Origin of the sequence: Burkholderia sp. LK4 (assembly GCF_001043615.1) — a bacterium.
Lineage (GTDB): Bacteria > Pseudomonadota > Gammaproteobacteria > Burkholderiales > Burkholderiaceae > Burkholderia > Burkholderia cepacia.
The window spans coordinates 51,094-74,071 of sequence record NZ_LDUL01000016.1 but is presented as its reverse complement, the minus strand read 5'-3'; the positions used below and the strand labels follow the sequence as shown (position 1 = coordinate 74,071).

Annotated in this window: 19 protein-coding genes; 15 read left to right on the top strand and 4 right to left on the bottom strand. The window is 64.1% G+C overall.

What is annotated here, in order from left to right; genetic code table 11:
- The first annotated feature begins 6 nt into the window (after nt 1–6).
- The gene (locus VK92_RS08880; protein WP_021163069.1) at nt 7–678 is read left to right on the top strand and encodes a DUF1266 domain-containing protein; all 672 of its coding nucleotides are present in this window, start codon (nt 7–9) and stop codon (nt 676–678) included.
- Between the two features lie 60 nt (nt 679–738).
- A complete protein-coding gene (locus VK92_RS08875; RefSeq protein WP_048025961.1) occupies nt 739–1,545 on the top strand; it encodes a hypothetical protein in 807 nt (268 codons plus the stop codon).
- 42 nt (nt 1,546–1,587) lie between these two features.
- On the opposite strand, the gene VK92_RS08870 is transcribed toward VK92_RS08875, so the two are convergent.
- Nucleotides 1,588–2,517, bottom strand: a complete 930-nt coding sequence (locus tag VK92_RS08870) for a phosphatidate cytidylyltransferase (RefSeq protein WP_021163071.1) — start codon at nt 2,515–2,517, stop codon at nt 1,588–1,590.
- A 37-nt stretch (nt 2,518–2,554) separates the two neighbouring features.
- A complete protein-coding gene (locus tag VK92_RS08865; protein WP_021163072.1) occupies nt 2,555–3,187 on the bottom strand; it encodes a lysophospholipid acyltransferase family protein in 633 nt (210 codons plus the stop codon).
- A gap of 234 nt (nt 3,188–3,421) precedes the next feature.
- Between VK92_RS08865 and VK92_RS43295 the strand changes: the two genes are divergently transcribed.
- The 12 genes from VK92_RS43295 (at nt 3,422) to VK92_RS08810 (ending at nt 17,103) form a co-directional block, all read left to right on the top strand.
- Nucleotides 3,422–3,553 (top strand): hypothetical protein, encoded by a 132-nt coding sequence (locus VK92_RS43295; protein ID WP_269112272.1) that lies wholly within the window; start codon nt 3,422–3,424, stop codon nt 3,551–3,553.
- 100 nt (nt 3,554–3,653) lie between these two features.
- Nucleotides 3,654–4,265, top strand: coding sequence for a CDP-alcohol phosphatidyltransferase family protein (locus tag VK92_RS08860; protein WP_021163074.1), 612 nt, complete (start codon nt 3,654–3,656; stop codon nt 4,263–4,265).
- A 73-nt stretch (nt 4,266–4,338) separates the two neighbouring features.
- On the top strand, nt 4,339–6,108 hold the full coding sequence (locus tag VK92_RS08855) for a bifunctional alpha/beta hydrolase/class I SAM-dependent methyltransferase (RefSeq protein ID WP_021163075.1): 1,770 nt from the start codon (nt 4,339–4,341) through the stop codon (nt 6,106–6,108).
- A complete protein-coding gene (locus VK92_RS08850) occupies nt 6,105–7,511 on the top strand; it encodes a phosphatase PAP2/dual specificity phosphatase family protein (protein WP_048025903.1) in 1,407 nt (468 codons plus the stop codon). The genes VK92_RS08855 and VK92_RS08850 overlap by 4 nt, the downstream gene beginning before the upstream one ends.
- Nucleotides 7,511–7,963, top strand: a complete 453-nt coding sequence (locus tag VK92_RS08845; protein WP_048025904.1) for a hypothetical protein — start codon at nt 7,511–7,513, stop codon at nt 7,961–7,963. Before VK92_RS08850 ends, VK92_RS08845 begins: the two co-directional genes overlap by 1 nt.
- Nucleotides 7,964–8,200: 237 nt before the next feature.
- A complete protein-coding gene (locus VK92_RS08840) occupies nt 8,201–10,732 on the top strand; it encodes a type VI secretion system Vgr family protein (protein ID WP_048025905.1) in 2,532 nt (843 codons plus the stop codon).
- A 5-nt stretch (nt 10,733–10,737) separates the two neighbouring features.
- Nucleotides 10,738–11,757 (top strand): DUF4123 domain-containing protein, encoded by a 1,020-nt coding sequence (locus tag VK92_RS08835; protein WP_082160919.1) that lies wholly within the window; start codon nt 10,738–10,740, stop codon nt 11,755–11,757.
- Between the two features lie 5 nt (nt 11,758–11,762).
- Complete coding sequence (locus VK92_RS08830) at nt 11,763–14,594, top strand: T6SS effector BTH_I2691 family protein (protein WP_048025906.1); 2,832 nt, start codon at nt 11,763–11,765, stop codon at nt 14,592–14,594.
- 4 nt (nt 14,595–14,598) lie between these two features.
- The gene (locus VK92_RS08825; RefSeq protein ID WP_048025907.1) at nt 14,599–15,330 is read left to right on the top strand and encodes a putative type VI secretion system effector; all 732 of its coding nucleotides are present in this window, start codon (nt 14,599–14,601) and stop codon (nt 15,328–15,330) included.
- A 10-nt stretch (nt 15,331–15,340) separates the two neighbouring features.
- Entirely contained in the window at nt 15,341–16,069 is a 729-nt protein-coding gene (locus VK92_RS08820) for a putative type VI secretion system effector (protein WP_048025908.1), read from the top strand.
- 10 nt (nt 16,070–16,079) lie between these two features.
- A complete protein-coding gene (locus VK92_RS08815; protein WP_048025909.1) occupies nt 16,080–16,808 on the top strand; it encodes a putative type VI secretion system effector in 729 nt (242 codons plus the stop codon).
- Nucleotides 16,809–16,851: 43 nt separating this feature from the next.
- Complete coding sequence (locus VK92_RS08810; RefSeq protein WP_048025910.1) at nt 16,852–17,103, top strand: PAAR domain-containing protein; 252 nt, start codon at nt 16,852–16,854, stop codon at nt 17,101–17,103.
- 50 nt (nt 17,104–17,153) lie between these two features.
- Here VK92_RS08810 and tssF read toward each other — a convergent pair whose 3' ends face one another.
- Together tssF and VK92_RS08800 are read right to left on the bottom strand one after the other, a co-directional pair.
- Complete coding sequence (gene tssF, locus VK92_RS08805) at nt 17,154–18,965, bottom strand: type VI secretion system baseplate subunit TssF (protein ID WP_048025912.1); 1,812 nt, start codon at nt 18,963–18,965, stop codon at nt 17,154–17,156.
- A 194-nt stretch (nt 18,966–19,159) separates the two neighbouring features.
- On the bottom strand, nt 19,160–20,182 hold the full coding sequence (locus VK92_RS08800) for a diguanylate cyclase domain-containing protein (protein ID WP_419761819.1): 1,023 nt from the start codon (nt 20,180–20,182) through the stop codon (nt 19,160–19,162).
- A gap of 481 nt (nt 20,183–20,663) precedes the next feature.
- Between VK92_RS08800 and bcsB the strand changes: the two genes are divergently transcribed.
- Entirely contained in the window at nt 20,664–22,976 is a 2,313-nt protein-coding gene (bcsB, locus tag VK92_RS08795; protein WP_048025914.1) for a cellulose biosynthesis cyclic di-GMP-binding regulatory protein BcsB, read from the top strand.
- Nucleotides 22,977–22,978: the final 2 nt, after the last annotated feature.

Sequence of the window (22,978 nt, the reverse complement as noted above, 5' to 3'; positions counted from 1 at the left end):
AAGACCATGACACTCAAGCTGATCGTCGCGTTGTTCGTGCTGTGGCGTATCGTGCGCTACTTCCGCCGGCGCGGTGCGCGCCATTCGACCTTGTCCGCCCGCAAGCACTGGGCGCTGCTGCTCGCGCATCCGTACGTGGAGGCGACCGGGTTCTCGGGTTTCGACGATGCGGATACGAGCCACCTGAACGACACGTCGCGCAAGTTCTTGCGCGCGCAGATGCTGCATCAGATGGAGTTGCGCACCGACGCGACGGACGACGATGCGCGCGCGCACCTCGCACGTGTGCTCGAGACGCAATGGTTTCGGGCCGACCTGCATGCGCTGCAGCCGACCGACGACCCGCGTGCCGCACTCGCGTTCGCCTGTGCGCGGATGGCGTTCCTCGCGCGCGTGGCGATGCTGATGGGCTGGACCGAGCCGGACACCGCATGGCGTGTGCTGTTGCTCAACGCGCAGCGCGCGCAGGATTGTTTCGACAGCTGGACGGATTTCGGTAGCGCGTATATCGCGGGCCGCAAGCAGTGGGTGGCCGGATTTCGCGCCGATCCGTTCGGCAAGGCGTTCGACGACGCCACGCTGCAGCGCTGGCTTGCACCGGGTGACGGTGCGTGGGGGCGGGCGGCATGGCCGGGGCTGGCGGCGTTCGATCCCGAACCGGTCGCGCAAGCCCGGTGACGCGTCGATGCCGCCAGCCGTTCACTTCGCATGCCGCTTTCCGTTTCCGCCGACGCCGACATGATTTCATCCGTTCATCCCCTGTTGCGACGCCTGGCGCTTTCCGTTGCGTGTGCGGTGCCGGCGTCGGTGCTGCCCGCGACGGCGCAGGCGGTCGAGCCGGTCGCCGCCGACCGCCTGCTGCGCACGTTCTTCCACGACCACTACGGCAACTGGCGCGCGGACCGCAAGGGCTGGCAGTCGGACGCGGGCGATTTCATTTATTCGCCGTGCGGATCGCTGCGCGTCGCGACCGCCGACGGCCCGCGGTATCTGCTCGCGGTGTGCGGCGAGACCGAGGCAGCCGTGCAGGACGGCACGCCGGGGATGGATTCGGACGGCACGACGGGCACCATCGACCTGTACGTGCTGAAGCCCGCGGCGGACGGCAAGACGCTCGAGCCGGTGGTGAAGAAGACGGATATCGCGTCCGGCAAGCGCGGCGAGCCGGGTACGGTGCGCATCGAGCGGTACGGCCCGCACCTGTTCGGCTTCACGATCGGCGACGGCGTCACGCTGCAGGGCTATACGATGGCGATGCGATCGATCTGGCTGCCGGTCGGCAACGCGATCGTCGAGGCGGCGGCGCGCATCGACGAAGCGCTCGACAACACGGGGTCGCTCGATTGCGGGAACGCGAAGTCCCGTTGCGAGAGCCGCACGTTTTCGATCGTGCCCGACACGACCGGCACCGGCGACGTCTATCCGCTGACGGTCACGGAAACGGGCTCGCGCGGCGACAAGGAGATTCACGCGCGCTACACGGTGAAGTTCGACGCGGCACGCGGCCGCTACGTGGTACCGAAGGCATTGCGCGCAGGATACTGACCGTTCGCGCGAAGGAGCGGGCGGCGCGGTGCCGCCCGAGCGTCACACGTACAGGTACCGTACGAGGTGAAAGAACACCGGCGCGGCGAAGCAGATCGAGTCGACGCGATCGAGCATCCCGCCGTGGCCCGCGATCATCGAACCCCAGTCCTTGGTGCCGAGCGAGCGCTTGACGGCCGACAGCACGAGGCCGCCGACGAAGCCCGCGATCACGATCGCGAGCGAGATCCCGAACGCGGCGCCGAAACTGAACGGCGTCACGCGATACAGCGACGCGCCGCACAGCGTCGCGAGCAGCCCGCCGCCGACGAACCCCTCGACCGTCTTGGACGGCGACAGCTGCGGCGCGATCTTGCGGCGCCCGAACAACTTGCCGACGACATACTGCAGCACGTCGCTGATCTGCACGACGAACAGGAAGAAGAACAGCAGCAGCGCGTTCTGTCCCGTGTAGCGCGGAATGTCGAGGATCAGCACGGCCGGCGCGTGGCTCAGCCCGTACACGCACACCATCAGCGCCCAGTTGATCTTCGCGTTGCGGCTCAGGAATTCGCGCGTGTCCTGCGTGAGCGCCGACACGAGCGACATCGCGAAGAACAGGTGCACGGGCACGAAGATCGAGTACATCCCGTACCAGTCGATCCCGAGCAGCAGGTATTGCACGGGGATCGCGACGAAGAACGCGATGAACAGCGTCGTGTGGTCGCTCGCGGTCGTCGGCGTGAGCGTGATGAATTCGCGCAGCGTCAGGTAGGACAGCACCGCGAACACGAGATACGTGACGTTGTTGCCGAGGCTGATCGCGATGACCATGATCGCGATCATCGCCCACCACGCACGGATGCGCTGGTTCAGGTTGACGATGGTCGCGCTCGTGCCGCCGCTGCGCGCGCCGAGGATCGCGCCGATCACGGTGGCGATGACGAGCACGCCCGTGACGCCCGCGACCAGTTCCCAGAAGAGAGTTCGCATGAGGGATATCCGGAAAAGGGGAGAAGGGGGGCTGTGTTCAGCCGGCCGGCCGCTGCGGCGGCGCGAGCGCGACGATCGCGTCGCGCATGCGGGCGAGGAACGTCGGCTTGTCTTCCTGGGCACCGAGCGCATCGTTCGCGCCGAAGTGCACCTTGCAGATCAGCGGCACCGGCCAGATCGCACCCTTCGGCATGATCCGTTGCAGGTTCTCGAGATAGACGGGCGCGAGCGCGACGTCCGGAAACTCGGTCGCGAGGTGGAACAGCCCGCTCTTGAACGGCTGCGGCAGGATCTCGGCGCCGCGCGTGCCTTCCGGGAAGATGATGATCGAATGGCCCTGCCGGAGCGCGTCGCGCACGGGGTCGAGCGGGTCGCCGCCGGACTCGCGGTGGCGATCGATCAGCACGACGTTCAGCAGCTTCTGCGCGATGTGGCGCTTCGCGTCGCTGCTGTCCCAGTAGTCGCGCGCGGCGACGGGCCGTACGACCGCGCGCACGTCGCGCGGCAGCGCGGCGAGGATCGCGAGCGTGTCGATGTGGCTCGTGTGGTTCGAGAAATAGATCTTCTGCGTCGGGGACGGCGGCCCCTGATGCCAGACCGGATACGCGCCGGCGACGAGCCGCACGATGGACAGCAGGAAGTCGCGCTGCCAGACGTTGAGAATGTTCATCGGCGCTGCGCCTCCTGCCTGCATGCATGGCCCGCGGCGCTTGCGCGGCGGGCGGGACCCCGGAATGCCGGCGCGGCAGGATGCGCGCCGGACGGCCCTTGTTTAAATTTTTTCAAATTCGTGGCTGCCTGTCGCAGGTCCGCGATAATCGGACGATTCGCCGCCACACGCTGTTGCGTCGCGGCGAATGCGCCGGTCGGCGGCGTGATAATCGGCTGTTGCACGAGTGCCCGTTTGCAGTTCGAATGGATCGTGCTGCGTTCGGGCCAGCGGATTATCGCGAGTTTCCGTCAAAAACGCCAGATTGGCGCCGCGCTGGCGGGCCGGGCGCTGCTTGACGCATCGGGGCCGCTCGGCGACGATTAGGGCCGTCCATGGAAGGCCGTCCAGGGCCGTTTCGCCGCCCGGGGCATGGCGGCGGGAAATGTGTCCGGCTGTGCCGCGTGAATAGAACGAATACGAAACGATGAGCCTCTACGCACTCAAACCCAAATTCCAGAACCGCCTGCGCCCGTTCGCGAACTCGCTCGCCGAGCGTGGCGTCACGGCCAACCAGGTCACGCTGTTCGCGGCCGGCGGCTCGATCGTCGTCGGCGCGCTCGCCGGCCTTGGCGTATTTGCCCGCGCGCTGTTCCTGCTGATCCCGCTGTGGCTGTTCGTGCGGATGGCGCTCAATGCGATCGACGGGATGCTCGCGCGCGAGCACAACCAGAAGAGCACGCTCGGCGCGTACCTCAACGAACTCGGCGACGTCGTGTCCGATATCGCGCTGGTGCTGCCGTTTCTCGCGATTCCGGCGTTCGCTCCGGCAGACGTCTGGCTGTTCGCGCTGACGGCGGTGATCGTTGAATGCGCGGGGCTGATCGGCCCGCTGGTCGGCGTGAGCCGCCGCTACGACGGCCCGTTCGGCAAGAGCGACCGCGCGCTCGCCCTCGGCGCGTTCGCGTTGTGGATCGGGCTCGGCTTTCCGGTCGGCGGCGTCGCCGCCTGGCTGTGGCGGCTGCTGATCGTGCTGTCGATCGTGACCGTGGTGCGGCGCGTGCAGGCCGGCATCGCGGAAAAGGGTAGTCAAGGGTAGTTGAAGCAGTGGCGGTACCGGGCGCCGGAGGGCGGCGCACCAAGATTCGAATAACGAAACGAGAGAAAAATACATGAGCGCACGCACGGCACGTGAGGCCGATTTCATCACGCACGACGGCGAAACGCTGTTCTATCGTCACTGGCCCGCAACGGGCCCGCGCTGCCGCGGCGCCATCGTGCTGCTGCATCGCGGCCACGAACATTCGGCGCGCGTCGCGCATCTCGTCGACGAGCTCGACCTGCCGGATTTCGCGTTCTTCGCGTGGGATGCGCGCGGCCACGGCCGCTCGCCCGGCGCGCGCGGCTACAGCCCGAGCGCGGCTGCGTCGGTACGCGACCTGCAGACCTTCGTCGAACATATCCGCGACACGCACGGCATCGCGATCGAGGACATGGCCGTGGTCGGCCAGAGCGTCGGCGCGGTGCTCGCGGCCACCTGGGTGCACGACTACGCGCCGCCGATCCGCGCGCTCGTCGTCGCGTCGCCGGCGTTTCACATCAAGCTCTACGTGCCGTTCGCGCGGCCGGGCCTGCGGCTGATGCACAAGCTGCGCGGGCTGTTCTACGTGAACAGCTACGTGAAGCCGAAATTCCTCACGCACGATCCCGAGCGGATCGCGAGTTATGCGTCCGATCCGCTGATCACGCGGCCGATCGCGGTCAACATGCTGCTCGACCTGCACGACACCGCGCAGCGGATCGTCGCCGATGCGGCCGCGATCACCGTGCCGACGCAACTGCTGATCTCGGGCGCCGACTGGGTCGTGCATCGCGGCCCGCAGGACCGCTTCTTCGAACGCCTCGGTGCCGCGCGCAAGGAGCGCATCGTGCTGCCGGGCTTCTATCACGACACGCTCGGCGAACGCGATCGCGCGCAGGCGCTCGCGCCGCTGCGCGCATTCGTGCTGCGCGAATTCGATGCGCCGAGCCCGCGCGTGTCGCTCGCCGATGCCGACCGGCGCGGTGCGTTCCACGACGAATACGCGGCGCTCGGCCGCCCGCCCGCGAATGCGTTCGCGCGTGCGTACTGGGCGCTCACGCGAGCCGGCCTGAAGGCCGGCGGCGCGCTGTCGGACGGTATCGCGCTCGGGCTGCGGCTCGGTTTCGATTCGGGCTCGACGCTCGATTACGTGTACCGCAATCGCGCGCAAGGGCGGCTCGGCATCGGTGCGCTGATCGACCGCACGTATCTCGATTCGCCGGGCTGGGTCGGCATCCGCCAGCGCAAGGTGCATCTGCAGGAGCTGATCGGCGCGGCGATCGGCCGCCTGCGCGGCCACGGCACGCCGGTGCGGATCGTCGACATCGCGGCCGGGCACGGGCGCTACGTGCTCGACGCGATCGCGTCGGCCGCCGAGCGCGACGGCGCGGCGCCCGACGACATCACGCTGCGCGACTACAGCCCGCCGAACGTCGAGGCCGGGCGCGTGCTGATCGCGCAGCGCGGCCTCGAGCCGATCGCGCGCTTCGAGCGCGGCGACGCGTTCGACGAGGCGTCGCTCGCGACGCTCGAGCCGCGTCCGACGCTCGCGATCGTGTCGGGCCTCTACGAACTGTTCGGCGAGAACGCGCTGATCGAGCGCTCGCTGCGCGGGCTCGCGCAGGCCGTGCCGCCGGGCGGGTATCTCGTTTATACGGGGCAGCCGTGGCATCCGCAGCTCGAATTCATCGCGCGCGCACTGAACAATCACCGCGGCGAGGCGACCTGGGTGATGCGCCGCCGCTCGCAGGCCGAGATGGACGAACTCGTCGCGCGCGCGGGGTTCCGCAAGCTCGACCAGCGGATCGACGAAATGGGCATTTTCACGGTCAGCCTCGCGCAGCGGGTCGACGCGTCATGAGCGAGTTCGGCGGCGACGCGCGCGGCCTGTCAGCGCAGGCGTCGGCGGCCGGCGCACGCGACGCGTCGTTCGCGCTGCGTGTCGGCTGGCTCGCGGTGATGGGCGCCGTGTTCTTCTCGACCTACGGCTTCGCGAACTGGCTCGCCGCGCGCCGTGCGGCGGTGCCGACCTTCGCGTTCGGCTGGGAGCACGCGATCCCGTTCGTGCCGTGGACGATCGTGCCGTACTGGTCGATCGATCTGCTGTATGCGCTGTCGTTCTTCTTCTGGACGCGCCGCGCCGACCTGCTCGATCACGTGAAACGGCTGTTGACCGTGCAACTGGTTTCGGTTGCGTGCTTTATCGCGTGGCCGCTGCGCTTCGGGTTCGAGCGGCCCGACGCGGGCGGCGTGGCCGGTGCGCTGTTCACGCTGCTGATGGGGTTCGACAAGCCGTTCAACCAGGCGCCGTCGCTGCACATCGGGCTGCTCGTCGTGCTGTGGGCCGTCTATGCGAAACACGTGCGCGGCATGCTCGCGCGCGTCGTGCTTCACCTGTGGTTCGCGGCGATCGGCGTGTCGGTGCTGACGACCTACCAGCATCACGCGATCGACGTGCCGACCGGTGCGGCCGTCGGCTGTCTTGCGCTGTTCCTGTTTCCGCTGCGCGATGCCGCGGGCCGGCTGCCGGGCGCCGATGCGTCGCCGGGCGCGGCCGGCCGCGCGCTCGCGCGTCGTTATGCGCTCGGCGCGGCGGCGGTCGCGCTCGTGGCGCTCTGGTGCGTGCCGCGCGCGCCCGGCTGGGCGCTGGCGGCCGGGTGGGTCGCGCTGGCGCTCGCGTGTGTCGCGTGGATCTACCGGCGCGGCGCACCCGGCGCGTTCCAGAAGGATGCGCACGGGCGTTTCCCGGTCGTCATCCGCTGGCTGCTCGCGCCGACGATCGCCGGCGCATTCGTCAATTCGCGGCTGTGGACGTTCCGGCAGCCGGCGCCGGTGCGGATCGACGAACGCGTGTCGCTCGGCCGCACGCCGACCACATCCGACGTGCGCCGCTACGGTTTCACGGCACTGGTCGACCTGACGGCCGAAATGCCCCGCTGGGCGGCGGCCGACGCATCGCTCGCCTATGCGAGCGTGCCGCAGCTCGACCTCGTCGCGCCGACGGCCGCGCAACTCGCGCAGGCCGTCGCGGCGCTCGAACGCCTGCACGGGGAAGGGCACGACGTGCTGGTCTGCTGCGCGCTCGGCTACGGGCGCAGCGTGCTGTGCGCGGCCGCGTGGCTGGCGGCGCGACGCGGGTTCGGCGATGCGCGCGACGCGCTGGCCGCGGTGCGCGCGGTGCGGCCGCATGCGGTGTGGTCGGACGACGGCGTGGCCGTGCTGCAGCACTGGATCGATCGCCGGCGCGGCGCGGGAGGCGTGTGATGCGCGACCCGTCCGCGCCATTCAGGATTGCCGCCGCGCGCGGCGCGCTCGATGCGGGCGCGTGGGCGATCGCGGCCGCGCTGGCCGCGGCCGGCGCGGGCTGGTGGATCGCGTCGGGCTGGGCGCCGGCGACGGTCGCGCGCGTGCTGCTGGCCGTCGTCAGTACCGGGTCGGGGATCGCGGCGCTGTGGGTCGCGGTGCGGATCGAGATCGACCGCCGGCTGTTCGCCGCGCTTGCGCGCGCGGCGGCCGGCGACGCGTCGGTCGACGACGCCCTCGCCGCGCTCGACCGCGCGCTCGCCGATCTCGGCTGGATCGACGCATCGAAGGCCGGCCGCGCGCTCGACGCACGCGTGCGCGGCGCGGTCGGGCTGTGCCGGGCCGGCGTGCTCGTCGCGATCGTGCAGTGGCTCGTGGTCGGGCTTGCGATCGCTGTTGCGCAGGTCGGCTAGCGTACGGATGGCATTTTTGCGAAATGACGTTCAGACGGGTAATTGTTGCTCGTCTGGTTTTGCGGAACAAGTAACATTTACTGGATTTTTGGGGAGCTTATTGCAGTAAGAATGTTGCGCGGTAGTCTTCGATTTGACGAAACCATACATTTTCCTGTCTATCGAATTGCGGTGAAAGGCATTTATAATCTTCGCTCGGCAGAAATCCCGCCTGAATAACAACCGAGGGCATGCTGCGTGAGCAACACCGCACTTTATAAGGCGTTGCGTCTCGGCGACGCGCAATACAATCGACTGATCAAACTCGATACGCCGCTCGGCGTTGACTGGTTGCTGCCGCTTTACGTCAAGGGCACCGCCAGGCTGGGGCGCGATTATGAGTTCGTGATCGACGTCGTTTCGGCCCGCGGCGGGCAGATCGAACTCAAAGCACTGCTCGCCAAGCCGGTCACACTGTGGATTCAGCAGGTCGACGGTTCATACATGCCGATCCATGGTTATGTCCACCGGTTCAGCCGGTTGGGGGCGGACGGCCCGCTCACCTATTACAAGCTCGCTTTTTCCTCGTGGCTTTATTTTCTGTGCCTGCGTCGCGACATGCGGGACTGGCAGGAGCAGAACGGTGAGCAGATTCTGACCGACGTCTTCAACGAGCACCCGCAGGCGCGTGGCGCATTCCGTTTCGACGTGCACAAGCCGCTGCCGTCGTATTCGAATCGTGTGCAATGGGAATACGACCTCAATTTTGTTCACCGCAGCATGGAAGAAGCAGGCGTGTTTCCCTACTTCGAGCAGGCGGAGAATGGCCGTTCCCACATGATGGTTGTCACGGACGACGCCTATTTCGTCCCGACGCTGAGGCAATCCGTTGTCCAGTTCGGTCGTATGGACATTGGCGGCGAATTGGACGGATTCGCGCAATGGAAGGAGCAGCTCCAGATCGAGAGCGCACAACTGACGTCGCGCTCGTTCGACTACAAGCGGCCCGATCTTCCCCGGCAGGTCCAGGGGGTGACCGATGTGCACGGCAATCTGCCGACGGATGGCGAGATCTACGACTATCCCGGTGCGTACATGTGGTCGGATCGGGAACAGGGCGAGCGTCTCGCACGGATCCGCCTCGAGGAGAGGATGTCGCGGATGAAGCGCTTTCATGGCGTTGGCGCTTTACGCTGTGCGATGCCTGGAAGGCGTTTCGAGCTTCGTGGCCATCCGGTGCACGACGCGGGGAGCCAACCGGATCGCGAATTCGTGTTGCTCGGTGTCGACTGGCTGATCAGCAATAATCTGCCCGGCCTGGACGGGGTCGAGGCATTCCCCGACGGGCTGGCCGCGGAAATCGCAAACGCGAAGACCGGTGCAACGGTGCATCACGCCGATGGCAGCGAGGGCTTCTTTCAGGTGCAGGTCGAGGCGCAACCGCGGAATGTGCCGTTTCGCAGTTCGTTCGATCACAAGAAGCCGGTCATGCAGCTACAGAACGCGATCGTTGCCGGGCCGGGCGGCGAAGAGGTCTACACCGACTCGCTGAACCGGGTGAAGGTGTGGTTTCACTGGAATCGCCGCAACGGTCAGGACGAGCGTGCGTCATGCTGGGTCCGTCCGACGTTTCTCGACGCGGGCGCCAATCGCGGCGGCATTCAGCCGCTGCGCAAGGGCGATGAAGTCGTCGTCGGTTTCATGGAAGGCGACTGCGACAGGCCCGTCATTATCGCGAGGATGTACGGCGGCGCAACGCAACCGGTGTGGCACACGAACGGCCTGTTGTCGGGCTATCGGTCGCGCGAGTACGGCGGCACCGGCTATAACCAGCTCGTGATGGACGATTCGACGCAGCAGAATCGCGTTCATCTTTATTCGAGCAGTTATCAGTCGCATCTGCACCTCGGCTACCTGATCCAGCATACGGACAATACGCGCGGCGCATTTCTCGGCAGCGGCTTCGACCTCAAGTCGGACGCTTATGGTGCTATTCGCGCGGGGCAAGGGCTGTTCGTCTCGACACATTCTGCGACGGTTAACCAGCCGCTGAACGTGACCGCGGCGTCCGAGCAACTGGCAAGCGCGGAAAGCGTGATGGAACTGACGTCTCAGGCGAGCGCCGCAAATCAGGCCGAAAGTCTGGAGGAAGGGCACGACGCACTGAAGCGATTTACCGATGCCACGCAATACAACGTGGCGGGAGGCGCAGGCAGCGGCGGGCGGACGGGAGGTGGCGGCACCGGTAGCGCAAACGGGTTCTCGACACCGATCATGCTGATCGCAAGTCCGGCCGGCGTGGGCGTGTCGACACAGGATTCGGCGCAGCTCGCGGCAAACCAGCAAGTCAATATCGTGAGCGGCAGGAGTACGCACGTTGCCGCCGGCAAATCGCTGATCGCGAGTGTGATGGAAAAGATCAGCCTGTTCGCGCAGAACGCTGGGATCAAGCTGTTCGCGTCCAAGGGCAAGGTCGAGATTCAGGCGCAGAGCGACGAGATGAAACTCACCGCGCTCAACGACGTGACGGTCACCAGTTCGAGTGGACGAGTCGTTATCTCTGCCGAAAAGGAGATCTGGATCGGCGCCGGGGGTTCGTATATCAAGATCACGCCCGACTTGATCGAGAACGGAACCAGTGGCCAGATTCTCGAAAAATGCGCATCGTGGGACAAGCCGGGTGCGTCATCGATGCGTCTGCCTTCGCCGATTGCGAGTGTGCAGAAAGGATGTGCGTGGAAGACGGCGTCGGCGTCGGCCGACAGCGCGTCGAGCGTCGTGTTGGAGTAGGCGTCATGAGTCATCCGAACAACCGCGACGCAGCGCGTCAGGAAGGCGTCGATTTGTCGAGCGAAGAAGCGGCAATCGATACGACGGTGAGTGTGTTGCATGCTTATTTCGACAAGCAGCCGGACATGCACTGCCTGCTGGTCGTCGACCCGGCCCAGCGCGATTTGCCGAGCGAGGAAGGCTCGGTGTTCAGCGAGTTGACGCGCACGGTCGTGACGATCGCGCACGACGCCTATCCGGATGAACACCAGCCCTACCTCGTTGAACTGGATCTGTCTTCGCCGGCAGGCACCGCGCTTCTGAAAGAAAGCGTGCGACTCGCGGTCGAAGACAGGCGTCCTGCGTCGATGGCACAGGGCCTCGGGCAGCGGATCGGCGGATGGTTGGCAAGTTCTGCGTCGCCTGACAAAGTCGCCGAGCACTGGTCGACGCAGGTGCTGCAGTACGACGAGCGAGGGCGCCTATGTGCGCTGCGTTTTTACGACACGCGTGCGCTGGGCCTGATCTGGCCAGTGGTGACCGAACGGCAGCAGCAGGACCTGCTGGGGCCGGCCAAGGTCTGGCATGCGCTTGATGCATGTGCGAAGCCGCGCGCGTATAGCCGGGGCGCGGAATCGAGTCGGGCGTTTTCGCTCGCGAAGGCGCAATGGCCGGGCGTGCATCGTCATGGTCTCGTTAACCGCGCACTCGCATTGCATGCATTGGCGGCAGGCCGTCAGCCTGTACCCGCGGAAGTGGATGCGGCCGTTGCTGCCGCCGCGCGTGCGGAGCAATACGGGCTGCATGATCGTGACGACCTGGTTGCATTCATCGGACATGCGCTTGACTGGCATCCGTGGTTCGACCGGCATCCCGAGGTTGCGAAGGCGTTGCAGCAGTGTTCGCCCGACGATTTTTATACCGCAGCGATCGGCCACCTCCAGCCTGGCGAAATCGACGAAATTCGACGCGGTGCGTGGTATGACGAGAGGGCGTTGTCTTCGGCCGGGTCAAGCCGGTCGGCGACTGACACGAGATACGAATAACGGAAATGGCGACTACTGAACAAGAATGCGCGAATTGCCAGAAGACCGGGCTGGCGATCCTTCCCGTCCGCTATACGGTTTTGCCGAATACCGTTCCTGCAAGATTGCCGGACGGCATTGGGGGGAAAGGTGTCACGGATGTTCCGTTGACGACGCATCGTTATGGGTTGCGCACGCTCCGGGACGGGTGGTTGTACCTCTACTATGTCCAGAGTGCGAGAGGTCCCAAACGGTGGGAAGTTTACAAGGTGACGGGAGACGGGCGCTTGTGGAAGCAGTCGAGGCCACTGCCCGACAAGCCTTCCGCGCATCCTGCATGCGCCCAGCGCGCGATCGCGGTACCGATGGACGTGATCGCGATCGAGCGTCCTGAGAAATGCACGGGCCGTGTCTACATCGCGTTCTCGGAACACGCGTGGATCGAGGATACGTTCAAGCGGTACGAGGCAAATCCTGCCTTGCTCGAACAGCGCATGCAGTGGATCGAGCCGTCGAAATGGATCAACGGCGGCAACGATTCGCAAAAGCATGCAGTCGTCGCAACCCGAAAAAGTATCGATGATGTCGTCGAGTACATGCCGGGTCTGGATCCCAAGCTCCTCGACCCGAAGGATCAGCCGTTGACCGACAAGGCCGGCGCCTACGATCCGAAACTGATGGGCCGGGAGTCGACCCGGTATCCGTTGCATATCCGTCAGGCCTCTCCGCTGTCCACGAGCGAAGCGTTGGTCAAGCTGATGAACACGATCGGTTCGACCGGCAAGGGGCAATCTCATCCGCCGATGATGCTGGCCTTGTGGGACGGTATCGGCAACGCGCACGAACTGAACGATTTTCGCAACGACGCAGGCAGCATGTTGTCCTTGTATGTCAAGGAGCAGGGCACGCAGATCGACGCGATGCTGTCGATCGATGCGGCGGAAGTCGCCGTGCGCAACGGCGCGGTTGCATTCAAGAGCCGCATGCGGTCCGCGTTGCGGGCGGGCTGGGAAGGCATGTTGAACAATCCCGGCGCGATGGACGGGATTCCGAGTTATGCCGTCATCTCGCCGGAGCAGCAGGCGGCGTCGGACAGGCGCATTCAGGAAGCGGGCGTGATCAGCCCCGAAGAAGCGAAGACGATCGGCGACGCCGAGTGGCCGAAGTACCAGGACAAACTGAATCTTCGAAAGCTCGGGGATTTCCGGCCGTGGTTCAAGTCCGTTCAGGACGCGGTCAAGGCGATTCAGGCCCGGCGTACGCCCGATGTGAAGGCGTGGCTGAAGGCGCCCACGTTCATCGCGGCGTTGCATGATTATCACGACGAGAACGCGGACGACGGTCGGGCATTCGAGAAGGTCATCGTTCAGGCGATCAACGGGTTGCCGTCGGAAGATCGCGGCGCGGCCGTCGTCTACGATCTGGTCAACAACATGGATCCGACATTGCCGACCAGCCTCGTGTGGCGTGCGTTCGCCTACAACCAGAAGCATCCGAAGGCAGAGATCAAGGAACTGCTGGCACAGGCGATCGCGAACAAGACGACCAAGGCGGATCCGGTCAGCGACATTGCCGACAAGATCGGCAAGGTGCTGGAGCAACTGAAGAACTTCGTCGATTTTCGGGAGAAGATGACCGAGGTTCATGAGCATCAGAACCCGATATCGGTATCTGAAAAGTACTTGAAGAGTATTCAAGGTGACGGTCTCGTCATCACGATGGGAAACGCGCTGTTCAAATGGACGGGGCTAGGCGTGCTGGGGGACTGTGCGGGCACTTTCATGATTCGCGGTGCGCTGATGTTGCGCGTCGGCATCAGCAAGGCAGACACGATCGATCTCGTCAGGCAGGCGGTCAAGGTCGAGCCTGACTTGCGCCTGAAGTTGCAGCAGGGATATCGGGCGTTGCGCGGCCAGGGCATTGCGGCGCAGGACGCGTTCGTGAGGACGATGCAGTCGCTCGCGGAACACGAAGGCGGGCAGCTCTATCGTGCGAAGTGGAATGCGGTCAAGCTGACGCAGGAAGGCAAGGCCGTCAATCTAGGCGTGCGGATCGGCGGTACCTTGGCCGTGATCGAATTGCTGAGCTTCGGGTGTGCGCTTGCGAAAGCGGACAAGAAGGGCGAGGACTACGCGATGCTGGTGGCGGGAGGGTTCTCGTCGATGTCCGCGTGTTTGCAGGCGTCGACGAAGGTGATGACGGGGCTGGCGAAGGATGCGGCGCGGACGTTGACCAATCTGAAGGCGATTACGGGGTATTTTGGTGCGGCGTCGTCGATGATTGGGATGGTGCTGGATTTTGGGAAGGTGTATGACAATGCAGTGCAGAGAAAATACTCTGCGATGTTTGGGTATTTTGTTAAAGGGACGCTTGGATTTGGCGTGACTGCTGCAAATTTCCTAACGGCATTGACCTCATCAGCTCCGTTGGTTGCTCGGATTACTGGGGGGCGTGGCGTAGTATTTATCGGAAAAATAGGAGCTGGCATTGCGGGTGCCACCGCTCGGTCGGGAGCAATTGCTGCAGGTTCGGCTATAGGACGGGATGCCGCTAACAAAGCTGGTATGAAGGCAGTTGGAGTTGCAGCCGGAGAAGCCGGGATTGTGCTTACTGAGCGCGCCGGCCTTCTGGCGATTGGTCGTGTGGTTTTGTTCCTTGCAGGCTGGGAGGTTGCCGTGGCGCTGGTGGTGTTGCAGCTTCTGATTGCGTATTTTTCCGATAATGAACTGCAGACATGGTTCGAGAAATGTGCATTCGGTAAAAGCCCGGATAGCCCGCCATGGACGATCGATAAGCAACGCGAAGAATTTGAGAAGGCCCTTGCTAGTGTCGGCTTGAAATCCGATAACGGTGTCTGAAAATATGAATAAAGATAGAGCATCTTCTACAACCTTGCTTCGCGGGTGTATTAAGAATCTAAAAAAAACACGAAGCAGTCGTGATTTCTTCTTTAGCGACGCTGATCGTGTCGCGATGGGGGCGACGGCAGTTGCGGCAGGTTTGGTTGGTTTGGGGGGAGTTGCCGTCGGGTTGAGTGGGATGGCGATGGATACCACTGAAGAGGCCGATTTGCTCGAGTTTGAGATTGAGGGGAAATCGGTGAAGGCGTGGGTGTGGTGGTCGGTGTTCGCAGAGGGCGATGAGGTGGAGATTGTTGCTGAACGATGGGGTGATATTTGGCACGCCTTTGGTATTCGTCGAATTTCAGACAAAATTGTCGCACTTCATCCACATTGCAGTCGGGGGCGTTATGCCCACTATCGAGCATCGTTTAGGTGGGGCGGGATGTTTCTTGCGTTGGCACTGGCGGTAGCGTATTTCATCATTGCTTGCTTTGCCATATTCAAAGGTGGGGCTCCGATTGATAGTTTGCTTATAGGTTGTGCGATGGGAAGTTTGGGTTCTGCTGCGATTTTCTCTCTTATTACCTATCGAATTTCACGGAAGATGATGGGCTTTGTCCGCCTTGCTGAAGGGATTTTTGAAGGGTTCGGCTGGAAGGACGTGAAGAACATCGATCTTCCTGCCATCACGAAGAAGGGGAAGAAGCCAGACGAACCAGGTGCATTGGGTGTGCTGTATTTCCGCTACTGATTGTTGGTCGATGAGTATGTTGTCCGATCAAATGCAGTTGCTCCGTGGACGCATTGGCAATCTACGGAAGTCGCGTTGCAGCCAGGATTTCTTCTTTACCGGTGCTGATCGTGCCAAGATGGGCGCGACAGCGATTGCGGCAGGCGTGGTCGGTTTGGGCTGTGTTGCAGTCGGGTTGAGCGGCATGGCAATGGACACCACCGAAGAGGCCGATCTGATCGAGTTCGAACTCGATGGTAAGCCCGTTAAAGCATGGGTTTGGTGGTCGGTGTTTGCCGAAGGTGACGAGGTTGAGGTTGTTGCAGAATATTGGGGGGATACCTGGCACGCATTTGGAATCCGAAGGATTTCCGACAAGATTGTGGCGCTCCACCCGCATTGGAGTCGTGGGCGCTTTGCTCACTATCGTGCTTCATTTAAATGGGGCGGGATCGCATTTGCGTCATTGATGCTTGTTGGGTATTTTATTATTTCGTGTTTTGCGATTTCCAAAGGCGGGGTTCAGATCGAGGATTTACTTATCTCTGGTGCAATTGGGACCTTGATGACAGCCATGGGGTTTGCATTTGTTACATATCGAGTCTCACGAAAAATGATGGGTTTCGTTCGTCTTGCTGAAGGGATCTTTGAGGGGTTCGGCTGGAAAGACGTGAAGAATATCGATCTTCCTGCCATCACGAAGAAGGGGAAGAAGCCAGACGAACCAGGTGCATTGGGTGTGCTGTATTTCCGCTACTGATTGTTGGTCGATGAGTATGTTGTCCGATCAAATGCAGTTGCTCCGTGGACGCATTGGCAATCTACGGAAGTCGCGTTGCAGCCAGGATTTCTTCTTTACCGATGCTGATCGCGCCAAGATGGGCACGACGGCGATTGCGGCAGGCGTGGTCGGTTTGGGCGGTGTTGCAGTCGGGTTGGGCGGCATGGCAATGGACACCACCGAAGAGGCCGATCTGATCGAGTTCGAACTCGACGGCAAGCCTGTTAAAGCATGGGTTTGGTGGTCGGTGTTTTCGGAAGGCGATGAGGTAGAGGTTGTTGCCGAGCGTTGGGGTGACACGTGGCAGGCATTCGGTGTTCGGCGACTCTCTGACAAGATCGTTGCACTTCATCCGCATTGTAGTCGGGGGCGTTATGCTCACTATCGGGCATCGTTCAAGTGGGGTGGGGTGTTTTTCGCGGCGGCGATGATAACGGCGTATTTTATAATTACATGCTTTGCCGTTTTTAAGGGTGGCGTCCCGATTGAGAATTTAATCATAACTTGTGCGTTGGGAACTTTAGTGTCTGCACTGGGTTATGGATTTATTACCTACCGGGTCGCACGGAAGATGATGGGCTTCGTCCGCCTTGCTGAAGGGATTTTTGAAGGGTTCGGCTGGAAGGACGTGAAGAACATCGATCTCCCCGCCATCACGAAGAAGGGGAAGAAACCAGGGGAGCCTGGCGCACTCGGCATCCTGTATTTCCGTTACTGAGCACACTCGGCTCAGGTTACCAATACAACAAGGCATCCCATTCATGATGAACCTCATCCGTGTCGGTGACGACACCGACCATGGCGGCAAAGTCATCACCGGTTCGTCGAAGATGCGTTTCGACGGCCGTTTCGTGGCGCGCAAAGGCGACGAAGTGTCGTGTCCTCAGCATCCGGAAATCAAGCCGAACCTGATCGTGGAGGGCGACGAATCGATGACCGACGACGGTGTCCCGATTGCGCGGCACGGTCATCGTGCGACTTGCGGATGTTGCTTGATTTCAAGCCTTGTCTGAGTGGTACGGGGCACGAAACAGCCGTTTTCCGAGGCTGGTCGCCTCGATAGTCAGACAAGTGCGATCGACCCCGGTCGCGGAGTGCATCGTTGAATTTCCCGACCGGTGTTGGCCGACATGACGACAAGCTGGACGAAGTTCGTTGCCGACATATGCATTGTGAAAAAGCGTTCCATTACGCCGACGAATGCATTCAGGCAGGTTGCGGCGAACGCCTGTTCATCAACAGTCAAGGTCACCTCCAGCCCCCGTACGAAGCTCGGCATCGGCTCTCTCGACAGCCAGAGCTGCTTGACGCGATGACCCAGATCCGTCAATCCGTCGATCAGGTTCATATGATTCCCGGACCGCGGAGCGAATTGACGGAGGAGGCGTTTCAATTCCACAAGCCCTGTACGCGTCAGGTCACTCGCGTGTGGCGCGAGTTGTGCGATAAGCCGCCATACGACGTCCCCTTGTTGCGGCAATTGAGCGACCGCGGTCGGCGTATCGAGCATCACGATGCGCGACACCATTGCGCCTTGTTCATTCACGAGATCGCCATTCTCCGCACTTGCTCGCATCCTGCGCGGGAGATCGCCGTTCGAGCAGGTCAGGTTCGCCGTGATCTGCTCGATCCCGGTGTCGACGGCAGGGCGGCCATCGAGTCCGATCAGGCTGAGTGCGGCGTCAATCTTTCCTGACGGTGTGGCTGCCGTGCCTTGGACGAGAACCCAATAGGGGCCGGCCAGACCGCCGGCGCCGCCGTGCATGAGCGACGTGAACGGATGGATGGTCTTCGCTCTGGGTACGCCAGCCGTGGCGCGGACCGTGTCGACCGACCAGATCGTGACTTCGGCCGCATCGGTGTTCTGGGATTGAACCGGATACGTGTCGGTCAGCGGGTCTCGCTTGAGCGGCACGGACGTGAGCTGGAACAGATTGACGATCGGCGTGCAGAAGAGTTTCAGGTGCTCCGCCGACAGATTCTTCAATTGCTGCGCTTCTCGCGAATCCGGATGCAGGTCGCGGATGGCGAGGTGCAGCGTCAACTGCGGGCCGGGTCCTGCAGTACGCACGAGCGCGGCGAGATCGACGTCGACGAAATCGAATTTCTTCGAATACGCAAAGTATTCGCCGAGCAGCCTCAAAGCCGGTGGTCCGTCGTCTTCTTCGATCAGTTTCTCGGTATCGTCGTAGCCCACTGACGCAAGCGGCGGAGCGCGCAGTGCGGTCCAGCGCCGTTCGGCATCTTCGACGAAAGCTGCTGCCGTGCGCATCGTCATGGCATCCATTGCCGCGGCGACAACTTCGTCGGCGCCGTCGATATGGATGCGCAAGGGACTCGGGATGGACTCGATACGAAAGCCGGGCCGGGTAACCGCGAAGGTGACGGAGAGGAGGCCGGATGTGTGCGGCGGCAATATGACGTCGGAGGGAACGGCGGTTGCCGATGCGTAGCGCGCATTCGCAATGCGTATGGGCGCAAGCGTGACGTCGTACACGGTACGGAACCGGCAGGCATCCGCCGTGCTCAGGAGTTCCGTGCCACGGGGAATCAATGACGGCTCGGCGAGCTTGTCGAACATGTCCGAAACGTCGAACCGGGCAACGGTACATGCCGGCAGCGGTCGGCCATACTGGGGATGCAGCATGCCGAGGAGGGCGTCGGCAAACTCCGTGTAGTTGTCGTCGAGCCGATCGTCGATATTCGCGGCAAGAAGGGCGAATGATTGCAGCATTCGCTCGATATGCGGATCTTCGGAGCGGTCTCCGTTGATTCCGAGGCGGACTGCAATTTTGGGGTAGCGCGCCGAGAAGGAGGCAATCGACTGGCGCAGTAGGGCAAGTTCTCTTTCGTAGTGCGGAAGCAGATGATCCATTGCGTGCAGTGGCGAACCGATCAAGCGTCAAAAACACGAATTCGCTCTTTGTCCGTTCGCGCTGAATGATGTCGGGCGCGTTAGCGCTGGCATCGCAATGATAACCGTGAAATTACAAAATGCTGTCGGCACGTGTCGATCTGCTTTCATGTCGCCCGGTTTCAGAATCGAATTGGCGACGCCGGATGCCGATGTCACGCGTCGCGTGCCCGCTGCGACCGCGTGCGCTTCACGTCATACATCGCCTGGTCCGCATGCTCGATCAGCGCGGTCATGTCGGTGCCGTCGTCGGGCAGCAGCGCGATCCCGACGCTGACGCCGAGCCGCAGCGGGCGCCCCTCGAATTCGAACGGTTCGCTGACCTGCCGCGCGAGCCGCGTGCTTTGCGCATGCGCGTCGTCGCGGTTGCCGATGTTCGGCAGGATCACCGCGAATTCGTCGCCGCCGATACGCGCGACCGTGTCCGAGCGCCGCACCGCGCCCTGCATCCGCGTGGCGATCTCGCGCAGCGCCGCGTCGCCCGCGCGGTGGCCGAACCCGTCGTTGATCGGCTTCAGCCCGTCCATGTCGATGTTGAGGATGCCGAGCCGGCCGTTCGCGCGCAGCGTCGTGTGCATCGACTGCCGCAGGCGGTCGTAGAACAGCGCGCGGTTCGGCAGCCCCGTGAGCGCGTCGTGCGTCGCGCGCATGTAGAGTTCGTTTGCCTCGTTGCGCGCCGCGTGGAACATCGCGGCGGCGATCAGGTCGGCCGTCAGCCGCAGCGTGCCGGCATCGGCTGGCGAAAAGCCGTCGACTTTCGGCGACATCACCTTCAGCACGCCGACCGTCGTGTCGGCATGGGTGAGCGGCATCACGAGCATCGAACGCAGGCCGACACGCCGGCATGCGTCGCGATCGACGCGCGGGTCGGTTTCCGAATCGATGCAGTGGAGCAATTCGCCTTGCTGCACGCACAGGCCGGACAGGCTGCCCGAGCGCCGCAGCCGCAGGCCGAGCATCCCGGCCGCGGTGCCCGACGCGGCGCGGTACACCATGTCGTCACCCTCGGCGAATTCGACCGCGGCGGCGCTCGCGCCGGTGAGCTGCGGCACCTGCTCGGCCACATACGCCATCACGCTGCCGAGGTCGAGGCCGAGCTTCGCGATCTCGGTCTGGGCGGCAATGATGCGCAGCAGGGTGTCGGGGGACGGAGTGACGGTGTCGGCGATTTGATTCAAGTCAGTTTTCCGTGAAAGAAAGCACGTCCGGCGGCACGGGATTGCGGTAGCATACGCGCCGCTCCGCGGCGGCGCGTTCTGGGGCGGTCTGCAACGGACCGCCGCCGGCCGGCCGAACCGCGCCGGCAGTATGCCGTTCGGCCCGTCGGGCGACAACGGCGCAATTCTTACCATTCCTCCCTCTCGCGCAGCATTTTCGACTGGATTGAGGTTTTTTTCGCTTCATCGTCGCGAATCGGGGTAAGTTTTGTCCTATTTTTGAGATAGTGTGACGAATGAGCGTGTGCCGGTGCCAGGCGCGCGCGCAGCACGATGACAGGCGATTAAAGAAATCGCCGCATCGTTTCGATAAATGAATCAGGCCAGTTGGATAGATATGAGGGGAAGCAGTGGGATTGTTCACTCACGGGCATAGCTGCTTTGCGCGCATCGGTTCCGATGCAACGGATGACCTGACGATCCTGACGAAACGGGGCGGCGCATGAAGCCGGCCGTGTCGCTGTTCGTCCTGTCGGCCGCCATGGTCGGCGCATTTCACGCGGCCGCGCTGTCGGCCGCGCCGATGCCGGCCGTGCCGGCCGCCGCCGCGGCCTCGGGCGCGATGCCGGCGCCGGTGCTCGCGGCCGCGCCCGCGGCGGCCAGTGCGCCGTCCGCAGGCTTGCCGGCGACGACGGTGCATCTGCCGTTCGCGTCGCTCGGTGCGTTCGATCCGCTGCGCCTGCGCGGCGCCGACGACGCGCGCACGATCAACGCGGGCGTGCGGCTCGACCGCGTGGTCACCGGCGCGCGGCTGCGCCTGACCTACGCTTATTCGCCGTCGCTGGTGTTCCCGATGTCGCACCTGAAGGTGTCGGTGAACGGCGAGGTGATCGCGACCGTTCCGTTCGACGCCGCGCAGGCGGGCCGGACGGTCACGCAGGAAATCCCGATCGATCCGCGCTATTTCTCGGATTTCAACCAGATCGGCCTGCGCCTGATCGCGCACTACACGCTCGACCATTGCGAGGATCCGTCGAACTCGGCGCTGTGGGCCGACGTGAGCCCGAAGAGCGAGCTGATCCTCGACGAGTCGCCGGTGCGCCTGCCGAACGATCTCGCGCTGCTGCCCGCGCCGTTCTTCGACCGGCGCGACAACGGCCGCGTGCGCCTGCCGTTCGTGCTGCCGGCGTCGCCGGATTCGGCGACGCTGCGCAGCGCGGGTGTGCTCGCGTCGTGGTTCGGCGCGCTGGCCGACTACCGGCATGCGCGGTTCCCGGTGTCGTCCGGGCTGCCGGCGGACGACCAGGCGGTGGTGATCGGCACGGCCGCGACGCTGCCGGCCGGCCTCGCGCTGCCGTCGATCAACGGCCCGCTGCTCGCGGTGGCCGACAACCCGGCTGCGCCGGGGCGCAAGCTGCTCGTCGTCACGGGCCGCACGGCGGCCGAGGTCGACGACGCGGTCGCGACGCTCGTGCTGGGCCGCGCGGCGCTGTCGGGGCCGGCGGCGACGGTCGCACACGTCGATCCCGGCGCGCCGCGCAAGCCGTACGACGCGCCGCGCTGGTTGCCCGTGAACCGGCCGATCGCGTTCCGCGAGCTGGTATCCGATACGCGCCAGCTGGAAGTGCGCGGCACGACGCCCGACGCCATCCGCCTGAACCTGCGCGTGCCGGCCGATCTGCATTCGTGGAACGGCGCGGGCGTGCCGATCACGCTGCGCTACCGCTACACGGCGCCGCCCGTGCAGGACAACTCGACGCTCGCCGTCGAGATCAACGAGCAGCTCGTGAAGTCGTACCGGCTCGGGCCGTCCCATGCCGAGGACGCGCACGGCCGCATGCAGCTGCCGCTGCTGTCGGTGCCCGAAGGGCGCGTGACGAGCGACGTCGACATCCCGGCGTTCCGGGTCGGCAGCGGCAACCAGCTGCAGTTCCGCTTCACGCTCGACTCGCAGAAGACGGGCCTGTGCTCGAGCACGGCGACCGAGCCGCAGCGCGCGGCGATCGATCCCGATTCGACGATCGACTTCTCGCACTTCGTCCATTACGCGCAATTGCCGAATCTCGCGTTCTTCGCGAACAGCGGCTTCCCGTTCACGCGCTTCGCCGACCTGTCGCAGACGGCCGTCGTGATGCCCGACCGGCCGTCGCCGCAGGAGCTCGAGGCCTACCTGACGATGCTCGGCCACATGGGCGAATGGACCGGGTTTCCGGCCCTGCGCGTGCAGGTCGCGCGGCCCGGCGACGTCGCCGCGCTGTCGGGCAGCAAGGACCTGCTCGTGATCGACGGCTCGCCCGCGTCGCCGCTGCTCGCGCACTGGCGCTCGGCGCTGCCGCTCGTGATCGGCGAGCGGGGCGGCGCGGGCGGCGAAGGCACCGCGCGCATCGCGTTCTCGGTGAAGGAGCGCTGGCGCAACGGCGTCGGCCTGGCCGAAGGCGGCGCGCACATCGAGCAGACCGGCTCGCTCGCGGCGCTTGCCGGGTTCGAGCTGCCGGGCAGCCGGGGGCGCAGCGTGGTCGCGCTGACGGCGACCGACCAGCCGCGCCTCGGCGATCTGCTCGACGTGTTCGAGAACGCCGGGCTCGTGTCGCAGCTGCAGGGCGACCTCGCGCTGGTGCGCCCGGGGCAGGTCGACAGCCTGCGCGTCGGCGAGCCTTACGTGGTCGGCTTCGTGCCGTGGTATGCGCGCGTGTGGACGGAAGCGGCGCGGCATCCGGTCGTGCTCGGCGCGGTCGGCGTGGTCGCGGGGCTGTTGCTCGCGCTCGGCGTGTTCAGCGTGCTGCAGAGAATCGCCGCGCGTCGACGGGGGATGTAACG